The sequence below is a fragment of the Mesorhizobium sp. M1A.F.Ca.IN.022.06.1.1 genome (genome assembly GCF_003952605.1).
Lineage (GTDB): Bacteria > Pseudomonadota > Alphaproteobacteria > Rhizobiales > Rhizobiaceae > Mesorhizobium.
This window is the reverse complement of record NZ_CP034455.1, coordinates 5,914,820-5,938,973: the sequence shown is the minus strand read 5'-3', so window position 1 is coordinate 5,938,973 and position 24,154 is coordinate 5,914,820. Positions and strand designations below refer to the sequence as shown.

General features: G+C 64.2%; 19 protein-coding genes and 2 pseudogenes. 13 read left to right on the top strand and 8 right to left on the bottom strand.

What is annotated here, in order from left to right; genetic code table 11:
• Position 1: 1 nt before the first annotated feature.
• From EJ078_RS28195 to EJ078_RS28175, 5 genes are all read right to left on the bottom strand, one after another.
• Positions 2 to 1,243, bottom strand: coding sequence for a cysteine desulfurase (locus EJ078_RS28195; RefSeq protein ID WP_127216980.1), 1,242 nt, complete (start codon positions 1,241 to 1,243; stop codon positions 2 to 4).
• A 103-nt stretch (positions 1,244 to 1,346) separates the two neighbouring features.
• Positions 1,347 to 2,621 (bottom strand): Fe-S cluster assembly protein SufD, encoded by a 1,275-nt coding sequence (sufD, locus tag EJ078_RS28190; RefSeq protein WP_127216979.1) that lies wholly within the window; start codon positions 2,619 to 2,621, stop codon positions 1,347 to 1,349.
• Positions 2,622 to 2,646: 25 nt separating this feature from the next.
• Complete coding sequence (gene sufC / locus EJ078_RS28185) at positions 2,647 to 3,402, bottom strand: Fe-S cluster assembly ATPase SufC (protein WP_066995090.1); 756 nt, start codon at positions 3,400 to 3,402, stop codon at positions 2,647 to 2,649.
• A gap of 26 nt (positions 3,403 to 3,428) precedes the next feature.
• Positions 3,429 to 4,946, bottom strand: a complete 1,518-nt coding sequence (sufB, locus tag EJ078_RS28180) for a Fe-S cluster assembly protein SufB (RefSeq protein WP_067328280.1) — start codon at positions 4,944 to 4,946, stop codon at positions 3,429 to 3,431.
• Positions 4,947 to 5,183: 237 nt separating this feature from the next.
• Entirely contained in the window at positions 5,184 to 6,344 is a 1,161-nt protein-coding gene (locus tag EJ078_RS28175; RefSeq protein WP_127403311.1) for a cysteine desulfurase family protein, read from the bottom strand.
• 247 nt (positions 6,345 to 6,591) lie between these two features.
• Here EJ078_RS28175 and EJ078_RS28170 point away from each other — a divergent pair, with 247 nt between their 5' ends.
• Positions 6,592 to 7,266, top strand: coding sequence for an alpha/beta hydrolase (locus EJ078_RS28170; protein ID WP_066995082.1), 675 nt, complete (start codon positions 6,592 to 6,594; stop codon positions 7,264 to 7,266).
• Positions 7,267 to 7,295: 29 nt separating this feature from the next.
• Here EJ078_RS28170 and EJ078_RS28165 read toward each other — a convergent pair whose 3' ends face one another.
• On the bottom strand, positions 7,296 to 8,177 hold the full coding sequence (locus EJ078_RS28165; protein ID WP_189413822.1) for a phosphatase PAP2 family protein: 882 nt from the start codon (positions 8,175 to 8,177) through the stop codon (positions 7,296 to 7,298).
• Between the two features lie 6 nt (positions 8,178 to 8,183).
• Positions 8,184 to 9,826, bottom strand: a pseudogene (locus tag EJ078_RS30915) (glycosyltransferase family 39 protein).
• 338 nt (positions 9,827 to 10,164) lie between these two features.
• Between EJ078_RS30915 and tyrS the strand changes: the two are divergent.
• Complete coding sequence (gene tyrS / locus EJ078_RS28155) at positions 10,165 to 11,418, top strand: tyrosine--tRNA ligase (RefSeq protein WP_067328454.1); 1,254 nt, start codon at positions 10,165 to 10,167, stop codon at positions 11,416 to 11,418.
• A gap of 9 nt (positions 11,419 to 11,427) precedes the next feature.
• Here tyrS and EJ078_RS28150 read toward each other — a convergent pair whose 3' ends face one another.
• Positions 11,428 to 14,838 carry a DUF3971 domain-containing protein gene (locus EJ078_RS28150; protein ID WP_208720966.1) on the bottom strand — a complete coding sequence of 1,137 codons (3,411 nt, stop codon included), beginning with the start codon at positions 14,836 to 14,838 and terminating at the stop codon, positions 11,428 to 11,430.
• Between the two features lie 97 nt (positions 14,839 to 14,935).
• Here EJ078_RS28150 and EJ078_RS28145 point away from each other — a divergent pair, with 97 nt between their 5' ends.
• The 11 genes and pseudogenes from EJ078_RS28145 (at position 14,936) to EJ078_RS28100 (ending at position 24,114) form a co-directional block, all read left to right on the top strand.
• Positions 14,936 to 15,403, top strand: a complete 468-nt coding sequence (locus tag EJ078_RS28145) for a peroxiredoxin (protein WP_067328452.1) — start codon at positions 14,936 to 14,938, stop codon at positions 15,401 to 15,403.
• A gap of 165 nt (positions 15,404 to 15,568) precedes the next feature.
• The gene (locus EJ078_RS28140; protein WP_127217100.1) at positions 15,569 to 16,852 is read left to right on the top strand and encodes a M23 family metallopeptidase; all 1,284 of its coding nucleotides are present in this window, start codon (positions 15,569 to 15,571) and stop codon (positions 16,850 to 16,852) included.
• 135 nt (positions 16,853 to 16,987) lie between these two features.
• Positions 16,988 to 17,350, top strand: a pseudogene (locus EJ078_RS30910) (FAD-binding oxidoreductase); the annotation flags it as partial.
• 91 nt (positions 17,351 to 17,441) lie between these two features.
• The gene (locus tag EJ078_RS30585) at positions 17,442 to 18,236 is read left to right on the top strand and encodes an FAD-binding oxidoreductase (protein ID WP_245457240.1); all 795 of its coding nucleotides are present in this window, start codon (positions 17,442 to 17,444) and stop codon (positions 18,234 to 18,236) included.
• Complete coding sequence (locus tag EJ078_RS28130; RefSeq protein ID WP_067328267.1) at positions 18,233 to 18,967, top strand: FadR/GntR family transcriptional regulator; 735 nt, start codon at positions 18,233 to 18,235, stop codon at positions 18,965 to 18,967. Before EJ078_RS30585 ends, EJ078_RS28130 begins: the two co-directional genes overlap by 4 nt.
• 2 nt (positions 18,968 to 18,969) lie before the next feature.
• On the top strand, positions 18,970 to 19,404 hold the full coding sequence (locus EJ078_RS28125) for a VOC family protein (RefSeq protein WP_067328264.1): 435 nt from the start codon (positions 18,970 to 18,972) through the stop codon (positions 19,402 to 19,404).
• Positions 19,405 to 19,469: 65 nt separating this feature from the next.
• The gene (locus tag EJ078_RS28120; RefSeq protein WP_179293649.1) at positions 19,470 to 20,522 is read left to right on the top strand and encodes an ABC transporter substrate-binding protein; all 1,053 of its coding nucleotides are present in this window, start codon (positions 19,470 to 19,472) and stop codon (positions 20,520 to 20,522) included.
• Positions 20,522 to 21,295 carry an ABC transporter ATP-binding protein gene (locus EJ078_RS28115; protein ID WP_127216146.1) on the top strand — a complete coding sequence of 258 codons (774 nt, stop codon included), beginning with the start codon at positions 20,522 to 20,524 and terminating at the stop codon, positions 21,293 to 21,295. Before EJ078_RS28120 ends, EJ078_RS28115 begins: the two co-directional genes overlap by 1 nt.
• Positions 21,292 to 22,047, top strand: coding sequence for an ABC transporter permease (locus EJ078_RS28110; RefSeq protein WP_127216147.1), 756 nt, complete (start codon positions 21,292 to 21,294; stop codon positions 22,045 to 22,047). The genes EJ078_RS28115 and EJ078_RS28110 overlap by 4 nt, the downstream gene beginning before the upstream one ends.
• A gap of 139 nt (positions 22,048 to 22,186) precedes the next feature.
• Positions 22,187 to 23,353, top strand: coding sequence for an ROK family transcriptional regulator (locus EJ078_RS28105; protein WP_095802248.1), 1,167 nt, complete (start codon positions 22,187 to 22,189; stop codon positions 23,351 to 23,353).
• Positions 23,350 to 24,114: an ATP-binding cassette domain-containing protein gene (locus EJ078_RS28100; RefSeq protein ID WP_127216148.1), complete on the top strand. Its 765-nt coding sequence runs from the start codon at positions 23,350 to 23,352 to the stop codon at positions 24,112 to 24,114. Before EJ078_RS28105 ends, EJ078_RS28100 begins: the two co-directional genes overlap by 4 nt.
• Positions 24,115 to 24,154 lie beyond the last annotated feature (40 nt).

Here is a 24,154-nt window from a genome sequence, read left to right as displayed (position 1 = left end):
GTCATCCGAAGAACTTTCGCGCCTTTTCCAGCGCATCGGCCAAAGCGTCGACTTCGGCCTTGGTGTTATACATGCCGAACGATGCCCTGCATGTGGAGGTCACGCCGAAGCGTTTCAACAGCGGCTGGGCGCAGTGCGTGCCGGCGCGGACCGCGACGCCTTGCCTGTCGATAAGCATCGACACGTCATGAGCGTGGATGCCCTGCAATTCGAACGAGATGATGGCGCCCTTGCCGGGCGCGTCGCCGAAGATGCGCAGCGAATTGATGGCGCGCAGCCGCTCGTGGGCGTAATTCTTGAGGTCCGCCTCATGCGCCGCGATGCGCTCGCGGCCGACCTTTTCCATATATTCGAGCGCGGCGCCCAGCCCGATCGCCTGCACGATCGGCGGCGTGCCGGCCTCGAAACGGTGCGGCGGCTCGTTGTAGGTGACGATGTCTTCCGTCACCTCCTCGATCATTTCGCCGCCGCCCATGAAGGGCCGCATCTCTTCCAGCATGTGCTTCTTGCCGTAGAGCACGCCGATGCCGGACGGACCGTAGACCTTGTGGCCGGTGAAGACGAAGAAGTCGCAATCCAGCTCCTGCACGTCGATCGGCATATGCACGGCGCTCTGGCTGCCGTCGACGAGCACGGGAATTCCACGCGAATGCGCGATGCGCACGATCTCCTTGATCGGCGTCACCGTGCCCAGCGCGTTCGACATATGGGTGATGGCGACGAGTTTTGTGCTGTTCGTCAGCCGCTTCTCGAATTCCTCGATATGGAAGGCGCCGAGATCGTCGACCGGCACCCAGACCAGCTTCGCAGCCTGCCGCTCGCGGATGAAATGCCACGGCACGATGTTGGAGTGGTGTTCCATGATCGAGAGCACGATCTCGTCGCCCTCGCCGATCCTCGGCATGCCGTAGCCATAGGCGACCGTGTTGATCGCCGAGGTGGTGTTGGAGGTGAAGACGATGTTGTCGGTGCTCGGCGCATTGAGGAAGCGGCGTACCGTCTCGCGTGCTTTCTCATAAGCATCGGTCGCGGCATTCGACAGAAAATGCAGGCCGCGATGGACATTGGCGTAGTCCTGGGAATAGGCGTGCTGGATCGTGTCGAGCACCACCTGCGGCTTCTGCGCCGAGGCGCCGTTGTCGAGATAGACCAGCGGCTTGCCGTAGACCTGCCGCGACAGGATCGGGAAGTCGCGGCGGATCGCCTCGACGTCGTACGGAGTGGTTTCGATCTTCTGGTCCATCACAAGGTCTTTCGAGGCTTCGCCTCACTCCGTCCAGCACCCCTCATCCGTCATGGCGCTCCGCGCCAATCCACCTTCTCCCAAGTAGGAGAAGGGGAAAGCGCTACCCGTGCGTCGAAAACCAGGCGTCGAGCCGCGCTTCGAGCGCATCGACTAGCGCCTCGTCGTCCAGTTCCTCGATCACTTCGGCGACGAAAGCCTTCACCAGAAGGCCGCGAGCCGCTTTCTCGTCAATGCCGCGCGCCATCAGATAGAACAGATGGTTGTGGTCGATCTCGGTGACCGTCGCGCCGTGACCGCAGACGACGTCGTCGGCGAAGATTTCCAGTTCCGGCTTGGTCGAGAACTCACCCTCGTCCGACAGGAGCAGCGTGTTGCACGCCATCTTAGCGTTGGTCTTCTGCGCGTATTGGTGGACGTTGATGCGACCCTGGAAGACACCCCGCGCCTTGCCGGTCACAACGTTGCGGATCACTTCGGTCGAAGCGGTGTGCGGCACGGCATGGTCGAGCACCATGGTGGTGTCGGTATGCGTGTCGCCGGCCAGAAGGTTGATGCCGCGCAGCTTGAAATCGGCGCCCTCACCAGTCGTCCTGACCACGACTTCCTGGCGCACCAGCTTGCCGCCGGCGTTCATCACGAACAGGGTCAGCTTCGCGTCCTTCCCAATATGCGCCTTGAACTGAGCAAGGTGCGTCGCCGTGTCCGGCTGCTCCTGCACGATCAGCCAGGTCACCTCGGCGCCGTCGCCGACCACGAGCTGGCTGACCGAACTGACGAGCGCGGCTTCGCCGCCCTCGCCCGTCTGGCGCTCGACGATGATTGCCTTGGCGCCGGCACCGACACGTGCCAGGAGCCGCACATGCGTCTGGCCGCCGCCCTGCAGGTTCTGCAGCTCGATCGGCTTTTCCAGCTCGGTGCCGTCGGCGATATCGACGAAATAGCCGTCGGCGACGAAGGCCGTGTTCAGCGCGCCGATTGCGTCATCGGCGCCATAGCGATCGAGCCCCGGCGCGACACTGCCGTCGGTGAGCTTCTCCGACAGGCGCTGCACCGTGACGCCTTCGATCTCGGGAGCCTTGGCGCTCGAAACGCCGTTCAGCACCGGCAGAACGGCCGAACCGTCGAGGACCGGATCGAGCGCCTTTGCGATGTCCCCGGCCTCGAAGACCGGCACCGAGGTCAGCAGCCGGCGCAGGTCCGTATAATGCCAGGATTCGACGCGGCGCGTCGGCAGGCCGTGCTTGATCGCCTCGATCGCGTCGTCGCGCTTGACCATCACCGCGCCGTCGCCGGGCAGCAGCGACAGCCGCTCGCCGAAGGCGTCGATCAGCGCCGTTTCGGCCAATGTCCGCTGGGGCTGTGCGTGCATGTTCATTGCTCTTGCCTCACTTGGCCCCATCTCACGCGGCTTGCCCGATCACGCCGGCATAGCCGTTGGTTTCAAGATCGAGCGCCAGCGACTTGTCGCCCGACTTGATCACCTGGCCCTTGTAGAGCACGTGCACGCTGTCCGGCACGATATGCTCGAGCAGGCGCTGATAGTGCGTGATGACGACGATCGCGCGTTCAGGCGAGCGCAGCGCGTTGACGCCATCCGCGACGATCTTGAGCGCGTCGATGTCGAGGCCTGAATCGGTCTCGTCGAGCACGCAGAGCTTCGGCTCGAGCAGCTTCATCTGCAGGATCTCGGCGCGCTTCTTCTCGCCGCCGGAGAAGCCGACATTGAGCGGCCGCTTCAGCATGTTCATGTCCATGTTGAGCGAAGCGGCGGCGTCCTTCACGCGCTTCAGGAATTCCGGAACCTTCAGGGGCTCCTCGCCGCGCGCTTTGCGCTGCTCGTTCATCGCGACTTTCAGGAATTCCATGGTCGCCACGCCCGGTATCTCCATCGGATACTGGAAGGCAAGGAAGATGCCGGCGGTGGCACGTTCGGCCGGATCCATTTCGAGGATCGACTGGCCGTTGTAGAGGATGTCGCCTTCGGTGACCTCGTAGTCCTCGCGGCCGGCAAGGATGTAGGACAGCGTCGACTTGCCCGAACCGTTCGGGCCCATGATGGCGGCGACCTCGCCGGCTTTGACCGTCAGGTTCAGGCCACGGATGATCTCCGTGCCGTCCTCGACGATGCGGGCATGCAAATTCTTGATCTCAAGCATATTTTTTTCCTGAATATCTTCTGCGGTCAGCCGACCGAACCCTCGAGGCTGATGCCGATCAGCTTCTGCGCCTCTACAGCGAACTCCATCGGCAGCTGTTGGATGACGTCCTTGACGAAGCCGTTGACGATCAGCGCGATCGCCTCTTCCTCGGGAATCCCGCGCTGCATCACGTAGAACTTCTGGTCCTCGGATATCTTCGACGTCGTCGCCTCGTGCTCGAACTTCGCCGTCGCGTTCTTGGCTTCCATGTAGGGCACGGTGTGCGCGCCGCACTGGTCGCCGATCAGCAGCGAATCGCAGTTGGTGAAGTTGCGGGCGTTGGTCGCCTTGCGGTGCGCCGAGACCTGGCCGCGATAGGTGTTCTGCGAGAAGCCGGCGGCAATACCCTTGGAGATGATGCGGCTCGACGTGTTCTTGCCGAGATGGATCATCTTGGTGCCGCTGTCGACCTGCTGATAGCCGTTCGACACCGCGATCGAATAGAACTCGCCACTGGAATCGTCGCCGCGAAGGATGCAGCTCGGATATTTCCAGGTGATCGCCGAGCCGGTCTCGACCTGCGTCCACGAAATCTTCGAACGATGGCCGCGGCAGTCGCCGCGCTTGGTGACGAAATTATAGATGCCGCCCTTGCCCTCGGCGTCGCCCGGATACCAGTTCTGCACCGTCGAATATTTGATCTCGGCATCGTCGAGCGCAATCAGCTCGACCACCGCGGCATGCAGCTGGTTCTCGTCGCGCTGGGGAGCCGTGCAGCCTTCGAGATAGGAGACATAGGCCCCCTCCTCGGCGATGATCAGCGTGCGCTCGAACTGGCCCGTATTCTTCTCGTTGATGCGGAAATAGGTCGACAGCTCCATCGGGCAGCGCACGCCCTTCGGCACGAAGACGAAGGAGCCGTCGGTGAACACGGCCGAGTTCAGCGTGGCGTAGAAATTGTCGGAAGTGGGCACGACCGAGCCCAGATATTTCTGCACCAGCTCAGGGTGCTCGCGGATCGCTTCCGAGATCGAGCAGAAGATAACGCCGGCCTGAGCCAGCTCCTTCTTGAAGGTGGTGACGACAGAGACGGAATCGAACACGGCGTCGACCGCGACGCGGCCGGACTTGTAGACGTTGTCGTTGGCCTCCTCCAGCTCCGAAGCGTCGGTCTTCTGCACGCCGGCGAGGATCTCCTGCTCCTTCAAAGGAATGCCAAGCTTCTCGTAGACCTTGAGCAATTCGGGATCGACCTCGTCCAGCGATTTCGGTCCCGGCGTGCTCTTCGGCGCCGCGTAATAGTGGATGTCCTGGAAATCGATCTTCGGATAGTGGACGCGCGCCCACGTCGGCTCTTCCAGCGTCAGCCAGCGCCTATAGGCGCCCAGACGCCATTCCAGCATCCAGTCCGGCTCGCCCTTCTTCTCGGAGATCAAGCGAATGATGTCTTCGCTCAGGCCCTTGGGGGCCTTATCCATCTCGATCTCTGTCTGGAATCCGTATTTATACTGGTCGACGTCGATCTTTCGGACTCGATCGATCGTCTCCTGCACAGCAGGCATAAGCGTTCTCCATCCACGCCGGGGTCAAGGCCCGGCAGTTTTCAAACTATGGCACCGCAGAAACGCGCCCCAGGAAGGACTCGGCTGCGGAGTAAGCTCCATATAGTGCGTTCCGGCCGGAAATTCACCCGTCCAAACGAAACGCACGGCTCTACCAGGCCGGATGGCCTGAATTCGTCTTTCGAACACCGGATTTGGAGAACCGCCGGGGATCTCTCGTCCGATGCCTTGCCGCCGTCAGGCAGCCTTCTCTTTTCCAGCCCGACGCGCGGCTATGCCCGCCAGAGCCGCCCGGAACGCCTCGATCTCCTCGGCGCCGGTGGCGCGGCCAATCGAGACGCGCAAGGCGCCAAGGCTCTCGCCGTGGCCCATCGCCTTCAGCACCTGGCTTGGCCCGACTTTCCCCGACGAGCAGGCGGAACCGGCCGACAGGGCTACACCGGCGAGATCGAAGGCGATCTGCGCCGTCTCGGCCTTGACGCCGGGAATAGCGAAGAACGTCGTGTTGGCAAGCCTTGGCGCGGCCGCTCCAAAGATTTCCGTATCAGGGACGAGCTCCCGCACGATTGCCTCGACCTCGTCGCGACGGCGCGCGACCGCTTCCATGTCTTCCAGGCCGGCGAGTGCTGCCCGCGCCGCGGCACCGAAACCAGCAATGCCGGGAAGATTCTCGGTGCCGGCGCGATGGCCCTTTTCCTGGCCGCCGCCATTGATCAGCGGCTTCGGCATCATCAGATCGGCCCGGGCGACGATGGCGCCGACGCCCTTCGGGCCGCCGATCTTGTGCGAGGACAGGATCAGATAATCGGCATAACCGGCTGACATGTCGATCGGAATCCGCCCTGCCGCCTGCACGGCGTCGACGACCAGCACGCCGCCCGCTTCCTTGACGACCTCGGCGATGCGTCCGATCGGCTGGATCACCCCCGTCTCGTTGTTGGCGGCATGGATCGCCACCAGCGGCAGGCCGGCAGCCTTGTCATGCGCGGAGAGCGCCGTAGTCAGCGTCTCGAGATCGGCAATGCCGTCTCGATCGACGCCGATCCTCGTCACCTGCGCCGCCGAGAACCGCCCGCCATTCAGAATGCAGGGATGGTCGGCAGCCGAGACATAGAAGTGGCTGATGCGGACAGAGCCGCGCCCCATCTGCCAGTCGGGAGTAAGCATCGTCGATGCGGCCTCCGTCGCGCCGGAGGTGAACACGACGTGCTCGGGCCTGGCATTGACCAGTCTTGCCACGTCACGCCTGGCATCCTCGATCAGCCGCCGCGCCGCGCGGCCCTCACTGTGAACCGACGACGGATTAGCGGCATCGAGCGCCGCGACCATCGCCGACCGCGCCTCTGCAATGAGAGGTGCGCTGGCGTTGTAGTCGAGATAGGCGCGAGTTGCGGCCATTTTCCTTCAGTCGATCCTGTCAGCAGTCATTCCGCGAGGACAGCGCGTTATTTCCTTGAAATTGCAAGGCGAGCCGTCCTATTTACCCGGCTTGCGGCGCGGGCGGCCGAGAAAATGCGTTCTCGGCACCCAGTTTTGAACAATTCTAAACTAGCTTCTAGGAAGACGCTTGCCCGGCGTCAAGGCCACAGAATGGGCCAAAGGAAGAGTCCGGGCCCGCGCCTTCGTATGCCACGTGGAGTATTTTATGCCTGAGGTCATTTTCGCCGGTCCGGCTGGTCGCCTGGAGGGCCGTTACCAGCCTTCCAAGGAAAAGAGCGCGCCGATCGCCATCGTGCTGCATCCGCACCCGCAATTCGGCGGCACGATGAACAACAAGATCGTCTACGACCTCTTCTACATGTTCCAGAAGCGCGATTTCACCACGCTTCGCTTCAATTTCCGCGGCATCGGCCGCAGCCAGGGCGAGTTCGACCACGGTACCGGCGAATTGTCGGACGCGGCCGCTGCGCTCGACTGGGTGCAGTCGCTGCATCCGGATTCCAAGAGCTGCTGGGTCGCGGGCTATTCGTTCGGCTCATGGATCGGCATGCAGCTGCTCATGCGCCGGCCCGAGATCGAGGGCTTCATCTCGGTCGCCCCGCAGCCCAACACCTACGATTTTTCGTTCCTGGCACCCTGCCCGTCGTCCGGCCTCATCATCCATGGCGATGCCGATAAGGTGGCGCCGCCCAAGGACGTGCAGACGCTGGTCGACAAGCTGCACACGCAAAAGGGCATAACCATCACGCAGAAGACTATCTCCGGCGCCAACCATTTCTTCGCCAACCACGCCGAACTGCTGATCGACGAATGCGCCGACTACCTGGACCGGCGTCTGGCCGGCGAGCTCGCCGATCCACGGCCGAAGCGGCTGAGGTAGATTTCGGGCGATCCTTAGACCAAATAGCTCTACGGGCGGTCAGCCGACAATTGCTCGCGGCTCCGCCTCGCCAGCGATGTTTTGCCCTTGGATCCGCTGGAAGACAGCAGCCGGAACGTGCGCTTGGGCACGGGTCTGGTCGACGACGGCCGTCGGAAGATGAAACCGAGCCGCGCGAAGACCAGCCCTGCGGCGATCGCAAAGGCAAGGCCGAGCCCAAAGCCGGCCACTGTGTCGCTCGGATAATGCGCGCCGACGAAGACGCGCGTCGAAGCGATCAAGGCCGAGGCCGCAAGCGCGATGCGCCAGCGCCTTGGAAACAGCAGCAAGAGGACGCCGAACACCGCCCCCATCGTCGTGGCATGGCCGGACGGAAAGCCGGCGAAGCGCGCATCCATGGCGAAGGGATGCAGCGACAGCACCCCGTAATCGTTGAAATAGAGCGGCCGGGCCCGGCCGATGCCGTATTTCAGTAAGTTGACGGCCAGCCCGGAAAGACCAACCGCGCAAAGCACCAGGAAAGCGAAGCAGGTCCAATTGTAGACGAGCAGACGCGACGACCTGGAAAGCCGTCGCCAGTCCGTCAGGTTGGCGGCGACGAGGCAGAGAACCGCGGGGATGAGATACCAGCCGCCCAGGCCGAAATCCGTTAAGAAGTCGGTGAAACGGACGAAGCCTGGCGTCCACCCGCCGCGCATCCTGCCGGCGGCGCTGTCCAGGGTGAGGCCAATGGCTATGGCCAGCAGAAGCCATGCAGAGACCCAGACGAGCCAGGGAATCTCGGGATAGCGCGCGGGACGCACTGCAAAACGCCGCTGCACGATGCGCGTCGTGTCGAGGAAGTTGCCGAGCGAACGGCGGTAAAGAGAAACGGCGGACATGGCTCTATAGGGGTCTTCGAGCTCCGACATTATTCCTCACTGGGCCACTCGATAAAGGCCGAGCGCCAGCTTGTCTCCTGACGAATAGTTGAGCCCGTCGATCTCGGTCAGTCGCTTCGCCGACTTGCCCTGCCCGGCAAGCAGCTCGTTGAGCTTTTGCTCCTCCTTGACCAGCGCCAGTCCCAGCGCACAGGTCGGATCGGCCAGCAGGTGCTTTGCCACGCCATCGACGTCGGTCAGCACGGTCTTGGTCCCGACCAGGAACACCAGGCTCGGCTCGTGATAGGGGGACGAGGCGAGCACCGTGGTGTCGCAAGGACGGTTGGCATCGACGGCTGCCCTGATGGCCGGGCTCAGCCAGATCGGCTTCAGCGACGGCGCAATCACGCCGAACAGCAGGCTGAACGTTACGCCCGCGCCGATCGCGATCGCCGCGATGCGTTCGAGCGGCACCTGCAATTGGCGCGGGAAAGACAGATAGCCGGTCACGAGCGCGGCGATTGCCGCCGGAATGCTCCACCAGGAAAAGGCTTTTGCGAGATAGAGCGGCGCGCCTATGCATACTGCGGCTAGCCCGATCGACACGACGACGACGCCGAAGGCGGTCGACCACCACAGCCAGTTCTGCCAGCGCTTGAGCGGCGCATTGGCCTTGTCCTCCGGCAAGGTGAGCAGCCAGCCGATCAGCAGCGCCATGCCGGGATAGGCCGGCAGCACATAATGCGGCAGCTTGGTCGGGATCGCCTCGAACACCAGCCAGAAGGGATATACCAGGCGAGACAGAAGCGCAGGCGCGGGTCGTCCCAGAAGCGGTTGATGGCCTGCAGCCCGGCACCGACCGCGATCAGGCCGAAAGGCCACATGAACAGCGAATAGGTGAGCATATAGAAGCCCGGCGGCAGGCCATGCGATTCCTCGCCTTGCGCCACCTTGTTCAGCATGTCCTTGCCGACCGCCTCCTGGAAGAAGGCGCCGCCGCTCTTCCAGCTGATGAGGATGATCCAGGGCAGCACGATGACGAGCACGATTGCGACGCCGCGCACCAGCTTCAGCTTCAAAAGCCAGCGCCAGTCGCGTTCGAAGGCGAACAGCGCGCCGGCCGTCAGCAGCGACAACAGCGGAGCGACCGGACCCTTGATCAGAATACCCAGACCCTGGGCGATCCAGAAGATCCATGGCAGGTGGCCGGCAACCGGCTCCTTGCGGCGCGCGGCCAGATAGACCTGCGCCAGCGCGCCTTGCGCGGCCACGCAGCAGGCGAGCAACATGGCGTCGGTCTTGGCGTCGCGGCCTTCGAAGGCGGTGGCGAAGATGGCGGCCATCATCAGGCCGGCGGCAAGGCCGGCATTGGCGCCGAAGAGTTTTGTACCGGTCCAGCCGATGCTCACGACGGCGAGCGCGATGCCGAGCATCGAAACCAGTCGATAAACCCAGATCGGCGCTTCGGCCCCCTCACCGCTCAATGCGACAGCCGCCGATTGCAGCCAATAGATGCCGATCGGTTTCTTGTAGCGCGTCACATCCTGCAGGCGGATGTCGATGTAGTCGCCGGTCTCGACCATCTGCTTGGTCGACTGGACGAAGCGGGATTCGTCGCGGTCGATCGGCGGCAGGCTTGCCAGCCCGCTGACGGTCATCAGGATGCTGAACAGAAAGAGGAGGAGATAGTTCCTGTTCATCGCGGGAGCTTGTCCGATCTGATCTGCGGGATAGCCCCGTCGCGGCGTGTCGGGGCGTGCTGCCCTTGCGCGGGCGCCTCATTACGCCAGCAAAAGAGGCGAAGCAAGGATGCGGCGATAGCAGGCAAAGCCCCAAGCCACTTTTGCTGATCGCCCATTTGCCCGTTGAAGCGCGATCCCACGCAAACCGGAAACCACTTTTGCTGATCACCTGTTTGCCTATTGAAGCGCGATCCTACGCAAAACCGGAAACCACTTTTGCTGATCGCGCTTGGATGCTAAACGCGCCCCTTCACGTCAAGCTCGGCCAAATGCCGTGCGATCTCCGGGAAGAAAAGATGTCCGCCTTCAAGTCCGATTTCCTGCGCATCATGAGCGAGCGCGGCTTCATCCACCAGATTTCGGATGAAACCGGCCTCGACCAGCTTTTCGCCAAGGAAACGGTGAGCGCTTATATCGGCTTCGATGCGACGGCGAAGAGCCTGCATGCCGGATCGCTGATCCAGATCATGATGCTTCACTGGCTGCAGCAGGCCGGCCACCGGCCGATCGCGCTGATGGGCGGCGGCACCTCGATGATCGGCGATCCTTCTTTCAAGGACGAGGCGCGCAAGCTGCTGACGCCTGGGGACATTGAGAGCAATCTCGTCGGCATCCGCCGCAATTTCGCGCCTTATCTCAAATTCGGCAGCGGCGCGGGCGACGCGGTGATGGTTAACAATGCCGATTGGCTGATGGAGATCAACTACGTCAGTTTCCTGCGCGATGTCGGCCGGCATTTCTCCGTAAACCGCATGCTGGCCTTCGATTCCGTGAAGCTCAGGCTCGACCGCGAGCAGTCGCTGTCGTTCCTCGAATTCAACTACATGATCCTGCAGGCTTACGACTTCGTCGAGCTCTACAAGCGCGTCGGCTGCCGGCTGCAGATGGGCGGCTCCGACCAGTGGGGCAACATCGTCAACGGCATCGATCTCGGTCATCGCATGGAAGGCGTGCAGCTGTTTGCGATGACGACGCCGCTGCTCACCACCTCGTCGGGCGCCAAGATGGGCAAGTCGGCCTCCGGCGCTGTCTGGCTCGACGGCGATATGCTGTCGCCTTACGAGTTCTGGCAGTACTGGCGCAACACCGAGGATGCCGATGTCGGGCGCTTCCTGAAGCTCTACACGACACTGCCGCTCGCCGAGGTCGCGCGGCTCGAAAAGCTCGGCGGCTCGGAGATCAACGAGGCGAAGAAGATTCTCGCCACCGAGATCACCGCCATGCTGCATGGCCGCGAGGCGGCCGAAACGGCTGCAGAGACCGCGCGCAAGACTTTCGAGGAAGGCGCGCTCGCCGACACGCTGCCCAGCATCGACGTCGCCAAGGCTGATCTCGAGGCCGGCATCGGCATCCTGTCGCTGTTCGTCACCGCCGGGCTCGCCGGCTCCAATGGCGAAGCGCGCCGGCATGTCCAGGGCGGTGCCGTGCGCCTCAACGACCAGGTGGTGACCGACGACCGGCGCGTGGTGACGCTTGAGGACCTGGGCGCGGAAGGTGTGGTGAAGCTCTCGTTCGGCAGGAAGAAGCACGTTCTGGTGCGGCCGATTTAGTCGGGCTGATCACCGATATTCGAAGATTGAGCGAAAAATTCCCGGCGCCACCACCGACAGCGGATTGATGTTGAGCGTCGGCTTGTTGGCGTTGCCGCGCAGCCGGTAGGTGACGCCGATCAGGCCGCGGTCGCGGCCGTTGCCGAGCAGCGGGCCGAACAGCGGCAGTTCGCCGAAGATGCGATTCAGCCCATAGACCGGCATGAAGGTGCCGGTCATGTCCATATTGTTGTCCTGGTCGTAGAGCGTGCCCTGGAAGGTGGTGCCGATGCGCGGACCGCGCAACAGACCGTTTGCCAGTCTGAGATAGCCGGAGCCTTTGTCGATCTCGGCATAGCCGCGCTCGAACTGCACCCTTGAGGTGTCGATGTTGGCCTTGACCGCCTGGTTGAGGCTGCGCGTATCGCCGGCCGGCCTGGTCGACACGATCGACGCAAGCTTCGGCTCGTTGACGACATAGAAATTGCTGGCGTCGACCTGGCCCTTCATTGGCCCGTCGGCGTCGCCCGCCAGCGACAGCGTGATAGCCCCGCCCTCCATATGCTCGTAAATGTTGAGGAACCGCAGGATAGCGCCGGCATCGGCCGATTTCATCCTGAGGGACCGGCCGCCGTCGCCGGTGGTGTTTCGGACGGCAATGGCGGCACCCGAACTCGCCGTCGCGCTGACATCGAGACCATTCACCCGGGAGCCGGCAGCGCTGTAATTCAGCTTGAGGTTCGACAGCACCTCGTCGTGAAAGCCGGTCAGCGACTTCACGTCGGCGCTGACCGAGATCGCGTCGGCGCCGGCGCCTTTTGTGGCTGTATCGACGTCTGAGGTGAACTGTTTGATCAGCGAGCGGGCGTCGAGAGAGTCGCCGCTGACGTTGACCGCATAGCTTTTGCCCGACCGTTTGACCGAGACCGCGACGTCGTCTCCTCTGTTGAGCGCGACCTTGCAGAACCGGGCCGAGGACAGCGCCCCGTTGACCAGTGTCACATCGCCGTCGATCGAAAAGCTCTTCCCATCGAGATCGAAGTCGGACAGCGTGGTCGTGCTGCCGGACTTTGCCATCGTGAAGGTGACCTTGGCCGGAATGCCGGCACCCTTGCTCCATCCTGCCCAGGGGATGTCGAGCCTTGCGTTGGTCAGGTCGGCCGACACGTTCTGGACGCCCTCGCCGCTCTTGTCGATCGCCACCTTGATGGTTCCGGAAAGCAGCGGCGACAGGCCGGGCATTGCTGCAGCGCGCGTCTTGTCGTCGATCACCAGCGCGACCTTACGGCTGCGCGGCGGGCCGCTGTCCTCGAGCGGCTCGACCAGGTCGAGCTCGGCTGGAATGCCGTTCAGCTTCGCCTTCGCCGATATCACCGCACGGTCGGGGCTCACGGTGATCGACCCGTCGGCCTCGGTCACCATCTGGTCCTCGAACGGCTTGGCTAAGGAAAGATCCTGGTAGTCCAGCGCCACCAGCCAGTCGAGCCTCGAGGTATCGACGCCGGAAGTCAGCGGAATGTCGGCCCGCACATGCCCGGTGACGGTGCCGCTCAAATCCTCAGGCGCAAGCCCGACATGGCGCATGGCGTTGATCGGCTCAAAGGAGGCGAGTTCGGCGATCGCCGTGGCTTCGCCAGCGACATCGATGTCGAGAGAGCCGATCACGGGCGAAACATTCGCCTGCTTGATCGTCAGTGTGCCCCCGCTTGCCGCCACGGTGCGGCCGCTCGGCAAAAAAACGCTGCCCGAGGACAGCGTGATATCGACATCGTTGCCGTGGAAGGCAACGACACCGACCGCATCGCGGATCGGCGGAATGCGCCCCGCGGTATCGAAGCGCGAGCCCTCGACCTGGAAGCGGCCGAACACCTCGTCGCCGGAAAGCGGAACGCCGTTGCCGAGCCGCCCAGGAACGACCTGGAACTGCAGGTTGGCGTCGACCACACGGCCGCCGAACAGGTTGTCTAGCACCCAAAGCCGCGCGTTGCGGGCGGAGAACCAGGGCCACAATTGCTTCACATGCGAAACCGGCATGTCGTGTACATTGAGCGACAGCGACACACCCGGCGGGCCATTGTCGATGAAGGCGAGCGACGCCGTGCCCAGCACGTCGCTCGAACCCCCGGAGCGGACGCCGATCTGCTCGGCGACGAGCTTGCGGCTCTTGGTCTGGTAGACGCCGGCGACCCGGGCAAGAAACTGAAGCGCCGGCTCCGGCGATTCCGAAGGCGCGAGCGTCGAGCCGTCGCTGACAAGGTCATAGCGGTAGGACGGCTCCTCGCCCGCGGCTGCCGGTTTCGGCCCGACCGAGCCTGAGAAATCGAATGTCGAGCGGCCGGTCCTGATCAGCAATTTGTCGACCGAGACCTTGTTTGATCCCGCGACCAATGTCGCCCTGGCATCGACGTCGGCTGGCAGCAGCCCGCGCGAGCCGAGATCGAGCACCGAGCCGCCGAGCGACAGCGACGCCGTCAGCCGCGACGGCGTGTCGCCGGACGCCTCGACGCCCGAAAGCTTCAGCGCAACAGAACCAAGCTTGCCGCCCTGGGCGGCGAAGTTCCCGCCGCTGGAGCTTCCCTGAGCGGGCGTTACGCCGACGTCCGCTATCGCGACGGCGGCGTCCAGCGATGCGATCCGCCTGGCGCTCGGATCGCGCGCCGCGGAGGCGCTCAGGCTTACATGCCGGCCGTCGACATCGGCTTTTGAAGACAGTTCCATGCTGCCTGTGCCCGTCTGCCCAACCGTGGCCTGGGCGACGGTCAGACGCCTGACCGATCCGCCCGGCGGCAATTCGAACTCGACGTTGCGGAGGTCGATCTGGCGCATCGATTCCGCGCGCACCGCATCCAGCGCCGCGTTGACGCCGCCAAACACCGCCGCCGATACTTTCTCCGGATCGACCAGGCCATCCTCGTTGCGCAAAGCCGCAGTCCAATCACCGCTCCCGGACGGCATGGCGGCGACCATGATGCGAGCGTCGGAGAAGCGGGCGCTGGTGAGCTTGACCTCGCCGGATAGCAGCGGCAGCAGGCGCATGCCGAAGCGGACGCGCCCGACATCGGCCATCGGCTTGCCGTCGGCCGTCTTCAAGCTGACGTCGCTGACCTGCAGAGCGACGAAGCTCGACCCATCGAGCGTCAACCGCGCCGGCCCAACGGTGACGTTGAGATCGACGCCTGCGAGCTTCTCGATGGCCGTCTCGGCTTCGGCGCGAAGTCGCTCGGTGCCGATGCCTGACGTGCCAAGCACATAGACGCCAATTGCCGCCAGAAGCACCAACGCGCAGAGCCCGGCGAACACCCGACCGAGGATGCGGAAGCGCCGGCGCACCGAAGCACGGCCGAGCGGCGGCACGCTGCAAGCGGACGGAAAAGCTCCCAGGTCGGTGATCTCGTCCCGCCTGAACCTGATCTTCTCGTGCTGCGGTTGCTCCTGATCCAAGCAATATTCCGTTGTAAACGTACTCGTCGTGGACGAATCCCCGCCTCACGTTATATCGATGCTCGATCCGCGCGTAACCGCAAACAAGGGCATCGACATGGCTGAACTCGACGTGGGCGACGTTGCGCCGCAATTCGATCTTCCGCGCGACGGCGGCGGCTCCCTCAGCCTCGCCGCGATCCGGGGAAAACCTGTCGTACTCTACTTTTATCCGCAGGACGACACCACAAGCTGCACCAACGAGGCGATCGGCTTCTCGCAGCTGAAGCCGGAATTCGAGAAGGCCGGCGCCGTGGTCATCGGGCTGTCCCCCGATAGCGTCAAGAAACACGACAAATTCAAGGCGAAATACGATCTCACCCTCGATCTCGTCGCCGACGAGCAGCGCAAGGCGATCGAGGCCTATCATCTGTGGGTCGAGAAGACGATGTACGGCCGCAAGTACATGGGTGTCGAGCGCGCCACCTTCCTGATCGGCCAGGACGGACGCATCGCCCGCATCTGGCGCAAGGTGCGCGTCAAGGGCCATGCCGAAGAGGTGCTGGAGGCGGTGCGCGCGCTCTGAAGCGGGGCAGACCCAAAGCTTCCGCGATTTGCTGGCCTCCTTCCCTGCAACCTGCCACCCGCGCTGCGGGAATTGGTTAAGCCGACATCGCGGCCAGCAAAGCTTTGTTAACCCTAATAATGTGTAATCGAGCTGTCGTTGGAGTCGTAACGAAAGCTTGGTCCCGTGAATCCAAACGGTCAGTCAGCGGTCTTCGGCAGGCGCAAGGAGCCCCATACGGTCATTATCGCGCGGGGGAACGAGATCCGGCATTTCACCATCCGTCCGTGGCTTGCCGCCTTCGTCGGGTCGGCGCTGGCGGCGATCGCCATCGGCTATCTGCTCGCCACCTCCTACCTGGTGCTGCGCGATGACCTGATCGGCGCCACCACGGCCAGGCAGGTGCGCATGCAGCAGGCCTATGAGGATCGCATCTCCGCGCTTCGCGCCCAGGTCGATCGCATCACCAGCCGCCAGCTTCTCGACCAGCAGCTCATGGAGACCAAGGTCAGCGAGTTGCTGGCCAGGCAGACCCAGCTCAGCCAGCGCCACGGCCGGCTCGGGCCGATCCTCGAACGCGCCGAGAGCGAGGTCGGCGATGTGCCCGCCGCAGCCAATGCCACCGCGACTAAACCCGACGAGCGCGCCGAGATCACCGGCGGTCTTTCGCAGGTCCCGACCTACTCCGTCGCGTCGTTGGGCGCCGGCGACACGAGGCCATTCTCCCTGTGGTCGACACGCTCCGACCCGCTAGACAACGAAACGGCGGCGGATCGTGCCGACAAGCTCTTCGTGTCGATCAACGCTTCGCTCAAGGCCATCGAGAACCAGCAGCTCACCCGTATCACCACGCTTGCGGATAATGCCTACCGCAACGCCGACGCGATCTCGCAGGCGCTGCAAGCCGCCGGGCTGCCGGCCGACACGGAGCTCGACAAGAACGATGTCGGCGGACCGCTGGTGCCGCTCAATTCTTCGATGATCTTCGACAGCAAAGTCAAAGAGCTGGATGAAGCTCTTGATGCGCTGGATCAAGTCAAGAAAGAGGCGCGCAAGCTGCCGCTCAGCAATCCCGCGCCGGGCCATACTGTGACCAGCCCGTTCGGGGTGCGCACCGACCCGATCCTCGGCACGGCCGCCCTGCATACGGGAATGGATTTCAGGGCGCCGATCGGCATGCCGGCGAAGGTCACCGCTGCCGGGATCGTCACCAAGGCCGGCTGGAACGGCGGCTACGGCCGCATGGTCGAGGTCGACCACGGCAACGGCTTTGCGACGCGCTATGGCCACCTCAGCGAGATCGACGTGACGGTTGGCCAGAAGCTCGCCGCCGGCGACGTGATCGGCAAGACCGGCAGCAGCGGCCGCTCGACCGGTCCGCATCTCCACTACGAAGTGCGCCACAACGGCGAGGCGGTCGATCCGCTGCGCTTCCTCGCCGTCGGCAAGAAGGTCGCGCAGTACCTTTAGCGCACGCCTCGCGGCCGACCCGAGGTCCCTCCAGATTTATCCACCGTTTTGCTTGGCAGCGCTCGCTTTGGATTGACTCAATCGAAGTTGTAGGATGATATACATCACCCTATCGCCTCATCGATTGCGCCGCTGATGACCATTCGCAGCCTCTCACCGCAAATCCTCAGCGTCCTCGAAGACGCAGTGGGGCCGAGCGGTCTCACCGCCGACACTGCTGGAATGGCGAAGTATCTCGGCGATTGGGCCGGCGACTATCGAGGCAGCGCGCTGGCCGTGCTGCGCCCCGCGTCGGTGGCGGAGGTGCAGGCGCTGATGCGTCTGTGCGGCGAGTTGGGGCTCGGCGTCATTCCACAGGGCGGCAACACCGGCTTGGTTTCGGGCGCCATCGATGACACCAGCGCCGGCGTTATAGTCGTCAGCCTGGAGCGGCTGAACGCCATCCGCCGGATCGATCGCGCGAACTTCACACTTCAGGCGGACGCAGGCTGCGTGCTGCAGACGATCAAAGAGGCAAGCGAGGCCGAAGATTGCCTGTTCCCACTGGCGCTCGGCGCACAAGGAGGGCACGCTCGGCATCATTACCGGTGTGGAGGTCAAGCTGTTCCCGAAGCCTGCCCGTGTCGAGACCGCCTATCTCGGCCTCATCTCGTTCGAAGCGGCCATCGGCCTCTTCAACCGAGCACGACGCGCCTGCTCCGATCTGATTTCCGCCTTCGAGATCATCGGCTCGGAATGCATCGATTTGGCCCGGCTGGTCGATCCTGGAATGACGGCGCCTGTCGCAGCACCCGTCCATGCGCTGATCGAATTGTCCTCCGGACCGACCATCGACCTCAACGGCGTGCTCGCCAGTTTTCTAACCGATGCGCTCGAAGGCGGCCTGGTAGCCGACGCAGTCCTCGCGACCAGCAACGCGCAGGCTAAGGCCTTCTGGGCGATCCGCGAGGGACTGGTCGAGGGCCAGGCGAAGCGCGGCTACCACGTGCGCACCGATCTCTCGGTGCGCATTTCCGATATCCCTGCCCTTGTCGAGCGCGCCCGCCGCTTCGTCGCCACCGAACATCCGGGCTGGATTGCACTGGCCTATGGCCATGCCGGCGACGGCAACATCCATTTCAATGTGCTGCCGCCGCTCGATCTCGCTGATGGCGAAGCCCGGGCGCGCGGCGAGGAAATCACGGCGGGACTCTACGACATCGCCGTCAGGCTCGGCGGCTCGATCAGCGCCGAGCACGGCATCGGCCGCAGCCGTGCCCGAGAATTCTGGGCCGGGCTTTCGCCGGCGCATCGCCGCATGGCTGCCGCGCTGAAGACTGCGCTCGACCCTAAAGGGGTGATGAACCCCGGCTGCCTGCTGCCCTCGACGGAGCGTTTTTTATGAAGCAGAGACTGGCCGCCATCGGCACCGTCGAGACCCTGCCGCACCGGGTCGCGGCCTTCCTCAGCCGCGAGATCGAATCCGGCGAGTTGAATCCCGGCGCGCGGCTGCCGACCGAGCAGGAGCTTTCCGAGAAGTTCGGCGTCAGCCGCAATGTGGTGCGCGAGGCGATTGCCCAGTTGAGGGCGGACGGCATGATCGAGGCGCGGCAAGGCATCGGCGCCTTCGTGCTGGCGCCCCAGCAAAGGGCGGCGATCCGCATCGACCGCGAGGCGCTCAAGGACACCCACAATATGGAGCGGCTGTTCGAGCTGCGTTGCATCCTCGAGGCCGAGTCGGCGGCGCTCGCCGCGGCGCGGCGCGGGCAGGAGCATCTCGATTCGATCAAGGCGGCGCTCGACCGCATGGGCGGCGAGGAGCGCTGGGAAGAAGGCAGCATCGACGCCGACCTGCTATTCCACCGCGAGATCGCGCGGGCGACCGGCAACAGCTACATCCACACCTTCATCTCTTTTGTCTGCGAGCAGATCCGCCAGTCGATCCACTATGCCCGCTTAACCAACCCGCTGCACGATCTCGTCGAGATCAATGTCGGCGAACATGTGCGCATCTATGAGGCGCTAGTGGCGGGCGATCCGGCGGCGGCAGAAGCAGCAATGCGTACGCACATCATCGGCGCTGCGAACCGCGTCGGCGTGAAGCTGCCACTCTCCAAGACCGGCGGGACGAAATAATCATGCCGGCCAACCTCACCCGCATCTCCGACGTCTGCCTGCTGGTGGAAAATATCGAGCGTACGGTCGACTTCTATGTCGGGAAACTCGGCTTCCGGCTGCGTCGGCGTGCCGAAGGCTTTGCCGATTTCCATGGCGAGGGCGTGACGCTCGCCGCCTGGGAGCTCGACCACATCAACCGACACACCGGCGTCTCGAACCAGAGATCGCCGCGCCAAGCGCACAAGGTTTGCGTCGCCGTCCAGCTCGGATCGCCGGCCGAGATCGACCGGCTGCACGGCGAATTGAGCGCCAAGGGCGTGCCCTTCTATGGACCGCCCGAAAACTACGTCTGGAATGCGCGCTGCGCCTATTTCACCGATCCGGACGACACGCTTTGGGAGCTTTACGCCTGGCTCGACGGCGGCCCTGGCGACTACCACGACCAACAGCCGTAGCGACGCCGCGCCGAGGGAGCGGCGCTTGGAAAGAAGAGACAAGAAGTCTGCAACAGGAGCGAAAAATGAGTGGGAGCCAAGACTACGAATTGAACCGCCGCGCTTTCGTGAAGGGCGGCCTCGCAGCGGTCGCAGCCGCGTCAGCCGGTATGCAATTGGTGTTGACGCCGGGCGCCAGGGCCGCCGGCAAGGTCGTCATCCAGTATGACTGGCTGATGTCCAATGGCCAGATCGGTGACATCGCGGCCGTCGCCAACGGCTATTTCAAGGATGCCGGGCTCGAGGTGGAGTTCAGCCCTGGCGGCCCCAATGCCTCGACCGTGCCGCCGGTGATCTCCGGCGCCGCGCAGCTCGGCCAGTTCTCGGAAACGCCGCAGCTTTATGCGGCGCGCGCCAGCGGCGTGCCGATCAGAATCATCGCCTGCGGCTTCCGCACCGGCCCCTATGCGCTGACCTCGAAACCGGGAAAGCCAATCCGCAATGTTGCCGACCTCAAGGGCAAGAAGATCGGCATCCAGCCGACCGCGCGCTTCGTCATCGATGAGATCCTGGCCAAGAACGGTATCGACCCCTCGGAAGTCACCATCGTCAATGTCGGCTTCGACAAGGCGCCTCTGGTGCGCGGCGACGTCGACGCCATCGGCGGCTGGATCACCAACACCCAGGCGCTGAGCGTGGTCGGCGAGGACCGCATCGATCTCCTGGTGCGCGACCTCGGCCTCGCTTCCTACGCCGACGTCTATTTCGCGACCGACGCGGCGATCGAGAAGGACCCCGACACACTGGCGAAGTTCGTCGGCGCGGTCGGCAAGGGCTGGGGCTGGGTTCACGCCAACCCCCAGGAAGCGGTGAAGAAGATGGTCGCCGCGTATCCGGAGATGGATCTCGGCTGGGAAGAGAAGACCGTCAACCTGGTTCTGAAACTCTCCTTCGACGGCGCGACCGCCAAAGATGGCTGGGGCACGTTCGACCCTGCCTCCATCGAGGAGCAATTGACGCTGCTCGACAAGGTCGGCCAGTACCCGAACGGACGCCCGGCCGCCAAAGATGTCTACACCACGAAGATCCTGGAGCTTTCGGCCGCGGACCGGCCCAAGCTCGATGCGCCCGCGGCCTGATGCCGAACGCGATCGAAGCGCAAAAGCTCGATGTCGGCTATGGCGGCCGGCAGAAGGCCGTCAAAGTGCTGTCCGGCCTCGACCTCACGGTCGCGGCCGGCTCCTTCCTGTCGATCCTCGGCCCGTCGGGCTGCGGCAAGTCGACCTTACTTCGCGTGGTGGCGGACCTGCTCGACCCGCTGGACGGCACGATCAGCGTGCTTGGGGCCACACCGCACGCGGTGCGCTCGCGCCGCGACGTCGGCTTCGTCTTCCAGGATTCCACCCTGCTGCCCTGGCGCACGGTGCGCGACAATGTGCGCCTGCCGCTCGGCGTCGGCCAGCGCAGCCTCACACGCAAGATCGATGACCGCAGCAGCGAACTGCTGGAGCTGATGGGGCTTGGCGGACTCGGTGAACGCCTGCCGCATCAGCTTTCGGGGGGCCAGCGCCAGCGCGTCGCCATCGCGCGCGCCCTGCTTGGCGAGCCCAGGCTGCTTCTGATGGACGAGCCGTTCGGCGCGCTGGACGAGATCACGCGCGATCGCCTCAACGACGAATTGCTGACGCTCTGGCGGCGCACCGGCACAACGATCCTTTTCGTCACCCATTCGATCGCCGAAGCCGCCTATCTCGGCGAGCGCGTCATTGTGCTGGCTGCCAATCCGGGACGGGTGGTGAAGGACCTCGACCTGCGGCCCTTCAAGCAGGAAGGCAACCGCTGCAAGCGCGAGGATGCGGCGATCGTCGGCGCTATGGCCGAGTTGCGTGCAGCGCTGGAGCGCGCATCGTGAGACCGGCGCCGCTTGCCCCGCAAATGGCGATTGCGCTTCCGGTTCTGGGCGCGGCGTCGATCCTGATTGCCTGGCAGTATCTCCTGCCGCTGCTCGGCGTGCCGGCCTATATCGTGCCGACGCCGACGGCGATCTTCGGCGTCTTCCAGAAGAATTTCGCCCTGCTCATCGACAACCTCAGACCGACGCTGATCGAGGCGCTGGCGGGCTTCGTCATGGGCAATTTCGCCGCCGTGCTGCTTGCCGTGGTCTTCGTGCACAGCCGCATCCTCCAGGCCGCATATTTCCCGATCGTGCTATTCTTCAACACCATTCCGATCCTGGCGCTGTCGCCGATCATCATCCTGATCTTCGGCCTCGGCATGACGCCAAAGATCGTCATCGCCGCCGTGATCTGCTTCTTCCCGACCCTGGTGAACATGATCCGAGGCCTGGATTCGGCAAGCGACAACGAACACGAGCTGTTCCGCGTGCTGTCGGCGACACGCTCGGAGATCTTCTGGGCTCTGCGCCTGCCCCGCGCCTTGCCGATGCTGTTCTCCTCGCTGCGCATCGCCTCGGCCACTGCGGTAATCGGCGCCATCGTCGGCGAATGGATCGGCTCGGACAAAGGCCTCGGCGCGCTGATCATCCAGGCGACGTTCAACTATCAATCCGACCGGCTATACGCCGCGATCGTGCTGTCCTCGTCGCTGTCGATCGCCCTTTTCTGCATCGTCGTGCTGATCGAGCGTCGCGTCATCAGATACTAGCTTTCCGCACATTGCCCGGGTCGCAAGCGCTGGGGACCGCAGGGAATGCTCCGGTCGGGAACCGGGCAAATTATTTTTGAATTCCATTTGACTGAATAAATCTTCTCTGCGAACCTTGTGTCCGTCAGGAGCGCAAGCCATGGCGTTGCGGGGAACCAATCAGGAGTTCGGGCGGCCATACAACCGGCGCATCGTGCTCGAATCCATCCGCCGCTTCGGTCCGATCGCCCGCGGCGACATCGCGCAGCACGTCGGGCTCACCGTTCAGACGGTCTCGACTATCGTGCGCGAGTTGGAGGAACAGGGTTACATACTGTCGGTCCGCGAGGAACCGAAGGGCCGCGGCCAGCCGCCGGCCACGCTGCGCATCAACCCGGAAGGCGGCTATGCCGTCGGCATCCACCTCACCCCGCTGGGGATAGACGCCGCACTCATCAACCTGAGCGGCGACGTGATCGAGAGCGTCCATCGCGAAGCGCCGAGCCCGACGCCCGATCTCGCCTTCGAGACGATCGGCGCCATGGTTGTCGATCTGACCGGGCGCCGGGCCGGAGGACGGGTCATCGGCGTCGGCATGGCGCTTCCCGGCCCGTTCGGCGTCGAGTCCATGAGCTTCGTCGGACCGACCACAATGGCCGGCTGGAAAGGCGTGCCGTTGCGCGAGCGCCTTGCCGCCGCGACCGGCCTGCCCGCCTTCTTCGAGACCGATATGGCGGCGGCGGCCATGGGGGAACGCCTCTACGGCCTCGGCCTCCAGCGTTCCGACTACTACTATCTCTACTTCAGCGTCGGGCTTGGCGGCGCCATGGTGCATGACGGCGGCGTGCTGCGCGGGGCCTGGGGCAATGCCGGCGAGATCGGACACATCCCCGTCGTTCCGGAAGGCGAGCTTTGCCCCTGCGGCAACCGGGGCTGCCTCGAACGCTATCTGTCGCTCGAGGCGCGCGGCCGCTGGAACGGCAACGACGCCGGATGGGTGGCCGAAGTCGCTCCGATCTTCCGCAATGCCATCGCCGTGATTGAAAATCTTTTCGATCCCGAGACGATCGTGCTTGGGGGCCTCGCCTCGCCTCAGTTGCTCGAACGCCTGGCTGCATTGGCGGAGCCGCTGCACAATTCGGTTTCGGCTCGCAAGGATCGCGCCGCGCCGCGCATCCTTGTGGCGCAGGGTGGGCAGCATGCCGTGTTGCGCGGCGCCGCGGCACTTGCCGTTTCCGGCGTGCTTTCGCCGCGCTTCGGCCAGATCTTCACCGCCAAGCGGCAGCGCGAAGGCGACCTTCTGAACGGCGGAGACATCGCGGCATGAGCGAACCCCTGCTGGTCCTCGACAACGTCACCAAGAATTACGGCGCCATCCGGGCACTGAGGGGCATCAGCTTCTCGATCGCGCGCGGCGAGGTGGTGGCGCTGCTCGGCGACAACGGCGCCGGCAAGTCGACGCTGGTCAAGATCATCGCCGGCGGACTCGAGCCGACGTCGGGCCGCATGCTGTTCGAAGGCAAGGAGTTCCTCGCCAGAACCCCCGCCGAGGCCAAGGCGGCCGGCATCGAGACCGTCTACCAGGACCTCTCGCTCTGCACCAATGTCGACGTGGTGGCCAACTTCTTCATGGGCCGCGAGATCACCCGCAAGGTGCTGGGCGTTCCGGTGCTCGACGAGCGCGCCATGGAGTCAGTAGTGGCGAAGGCGCTGGCCAATGCCGGCACCCGCATTCCCTCGCTGCGCACCAAGGTCGAGCACCTCTCGGGCGGCCAGCGGCAGGCGATCGAGCTCAACCGTTTCGTTCATTGGGGCGGCAAGCTGGTGCTGCTCGACGAGCCCTTCGCCGCGCTCGGCGTCGAGCAGACGCGCCGCGGCCTCGACATGATCCGCAAGGTGGCGAGCCAAGGCATCGGCGTCGTCATCATCACCCACATCATGCAGCAGGCCTTCCAGGTCGCCGACCGGATCGTGGTGATCCGCCAGGGCGTCGTGGCGGGCGACGTTGCCCGCAACAAGACAAGTCCCGATGCGGTGATCAACATGATCACCGGGGAAACGCTCGCCGGTGCCGGACCGGCGGGCTGAGGGACAAATGAGGGGTCCGGCGAAAAGAGGAGCGAACGAC

Coding starts and splice junctions, on each gene's coding strand:
- EJ078_RS28195 (WP_127216980.1), bottom strand. CDS start 1,243: ATGGACCAGAAGATCGAAACCACTCCGTACGACGTCGAGGCGATCCGC.
- sufD (WP_127216979.1), bottom strand. CDS start 2,621: ATGAACATGCACGCACAGCCCCAGCGGACATTGGCCGAAACGGCGCTG.
- sufC (WP_066995090.1), bottom strand. CDS start 3,402: ATGCTTGAGATCAAGAATTTGCATGCCCGCATCGTCGAGGACGGCACG.
- sufB (WP_067328280.1), bottom strand. CDS start 4,946: ATGCCTGCTGTGCAGGAGACGATCGATCGAGTCCGAAAGATCGACGTC.
- EJ078_RS28175 (WP_127403311.1), bottom strand. CDS start 6,344: ATGGCCGCAACTCGCGCCTATCTCGACTACAACGCCAGCGCACCTCTC.
- EJ078_RS28170 (WP_066995082.1), top strand. CDS start 6,592: ATGCCTGAGGTCATTTTCGCCGGTCCGGCTGGTCGCCTGGAGGGCCGT.
- EJ078_RS28165 (WP_189413822.1), bottom strand. CDS start 8,177: ATGTCGGAGCTCGAAGACCCCTATAGAGCCATGTCCGCCGTTTCTCTT.
- tyrS (WP_067328454.1), top strand. CDS start 10,165: ATGTCCGCCTTCAAGTCCGATTTCCTGCGCATCATGAGCGAGCGCGGC.
- EJ078_RS28145 (WP_067328452.1), top strand. CDS start 14,936: ATGGCTGAACTCGACGTGGGCGACGTTGCGCCGCAATTCGATCTTCCG.
- EJ078_RS28130 (WP_067328267.1), top strand. CDS start 18,233: ATGAAGCAGAGACTGGCCGCCATCGGCACCGTCGAGACCCTGCCGCAC.
- EJ078_RS28125 (WP_067328264.1), top strand. CDS start 18,970: ATGCCGGCCAACCTCACCCGCATCTCCGACGTCTGCCTGCTGGTGGAA.
- EJ078_RS28120 (WP_179293649.1), top strand. CDS start 19,470: ATGAGTGGGAGCCAAGACTACGAATTGAACCGCCGCGCTTTCGTGAAG.
- EJ078_RS28115 (WP_127216146.1), top strand. CDS start 20,522: ATGCCGAACGCGATCGAAGCGCAAAAGCTCGATGTCGGCTATGGCGGC.
- EJ078_RS28105 (WP_095802248.1), top strand. CDS start 22,187: ATGGCGTTGCGGGGAACCAATCAGGAGTTCGGGCGGCCATACAACCGG.
- EJ078_RS28100 (WP_127216148.1), top strand. CDS start 23,350: ATGAGCGAACCCCTGCTGGTCCTCGACAACGTCACCAAGAATTACGGC.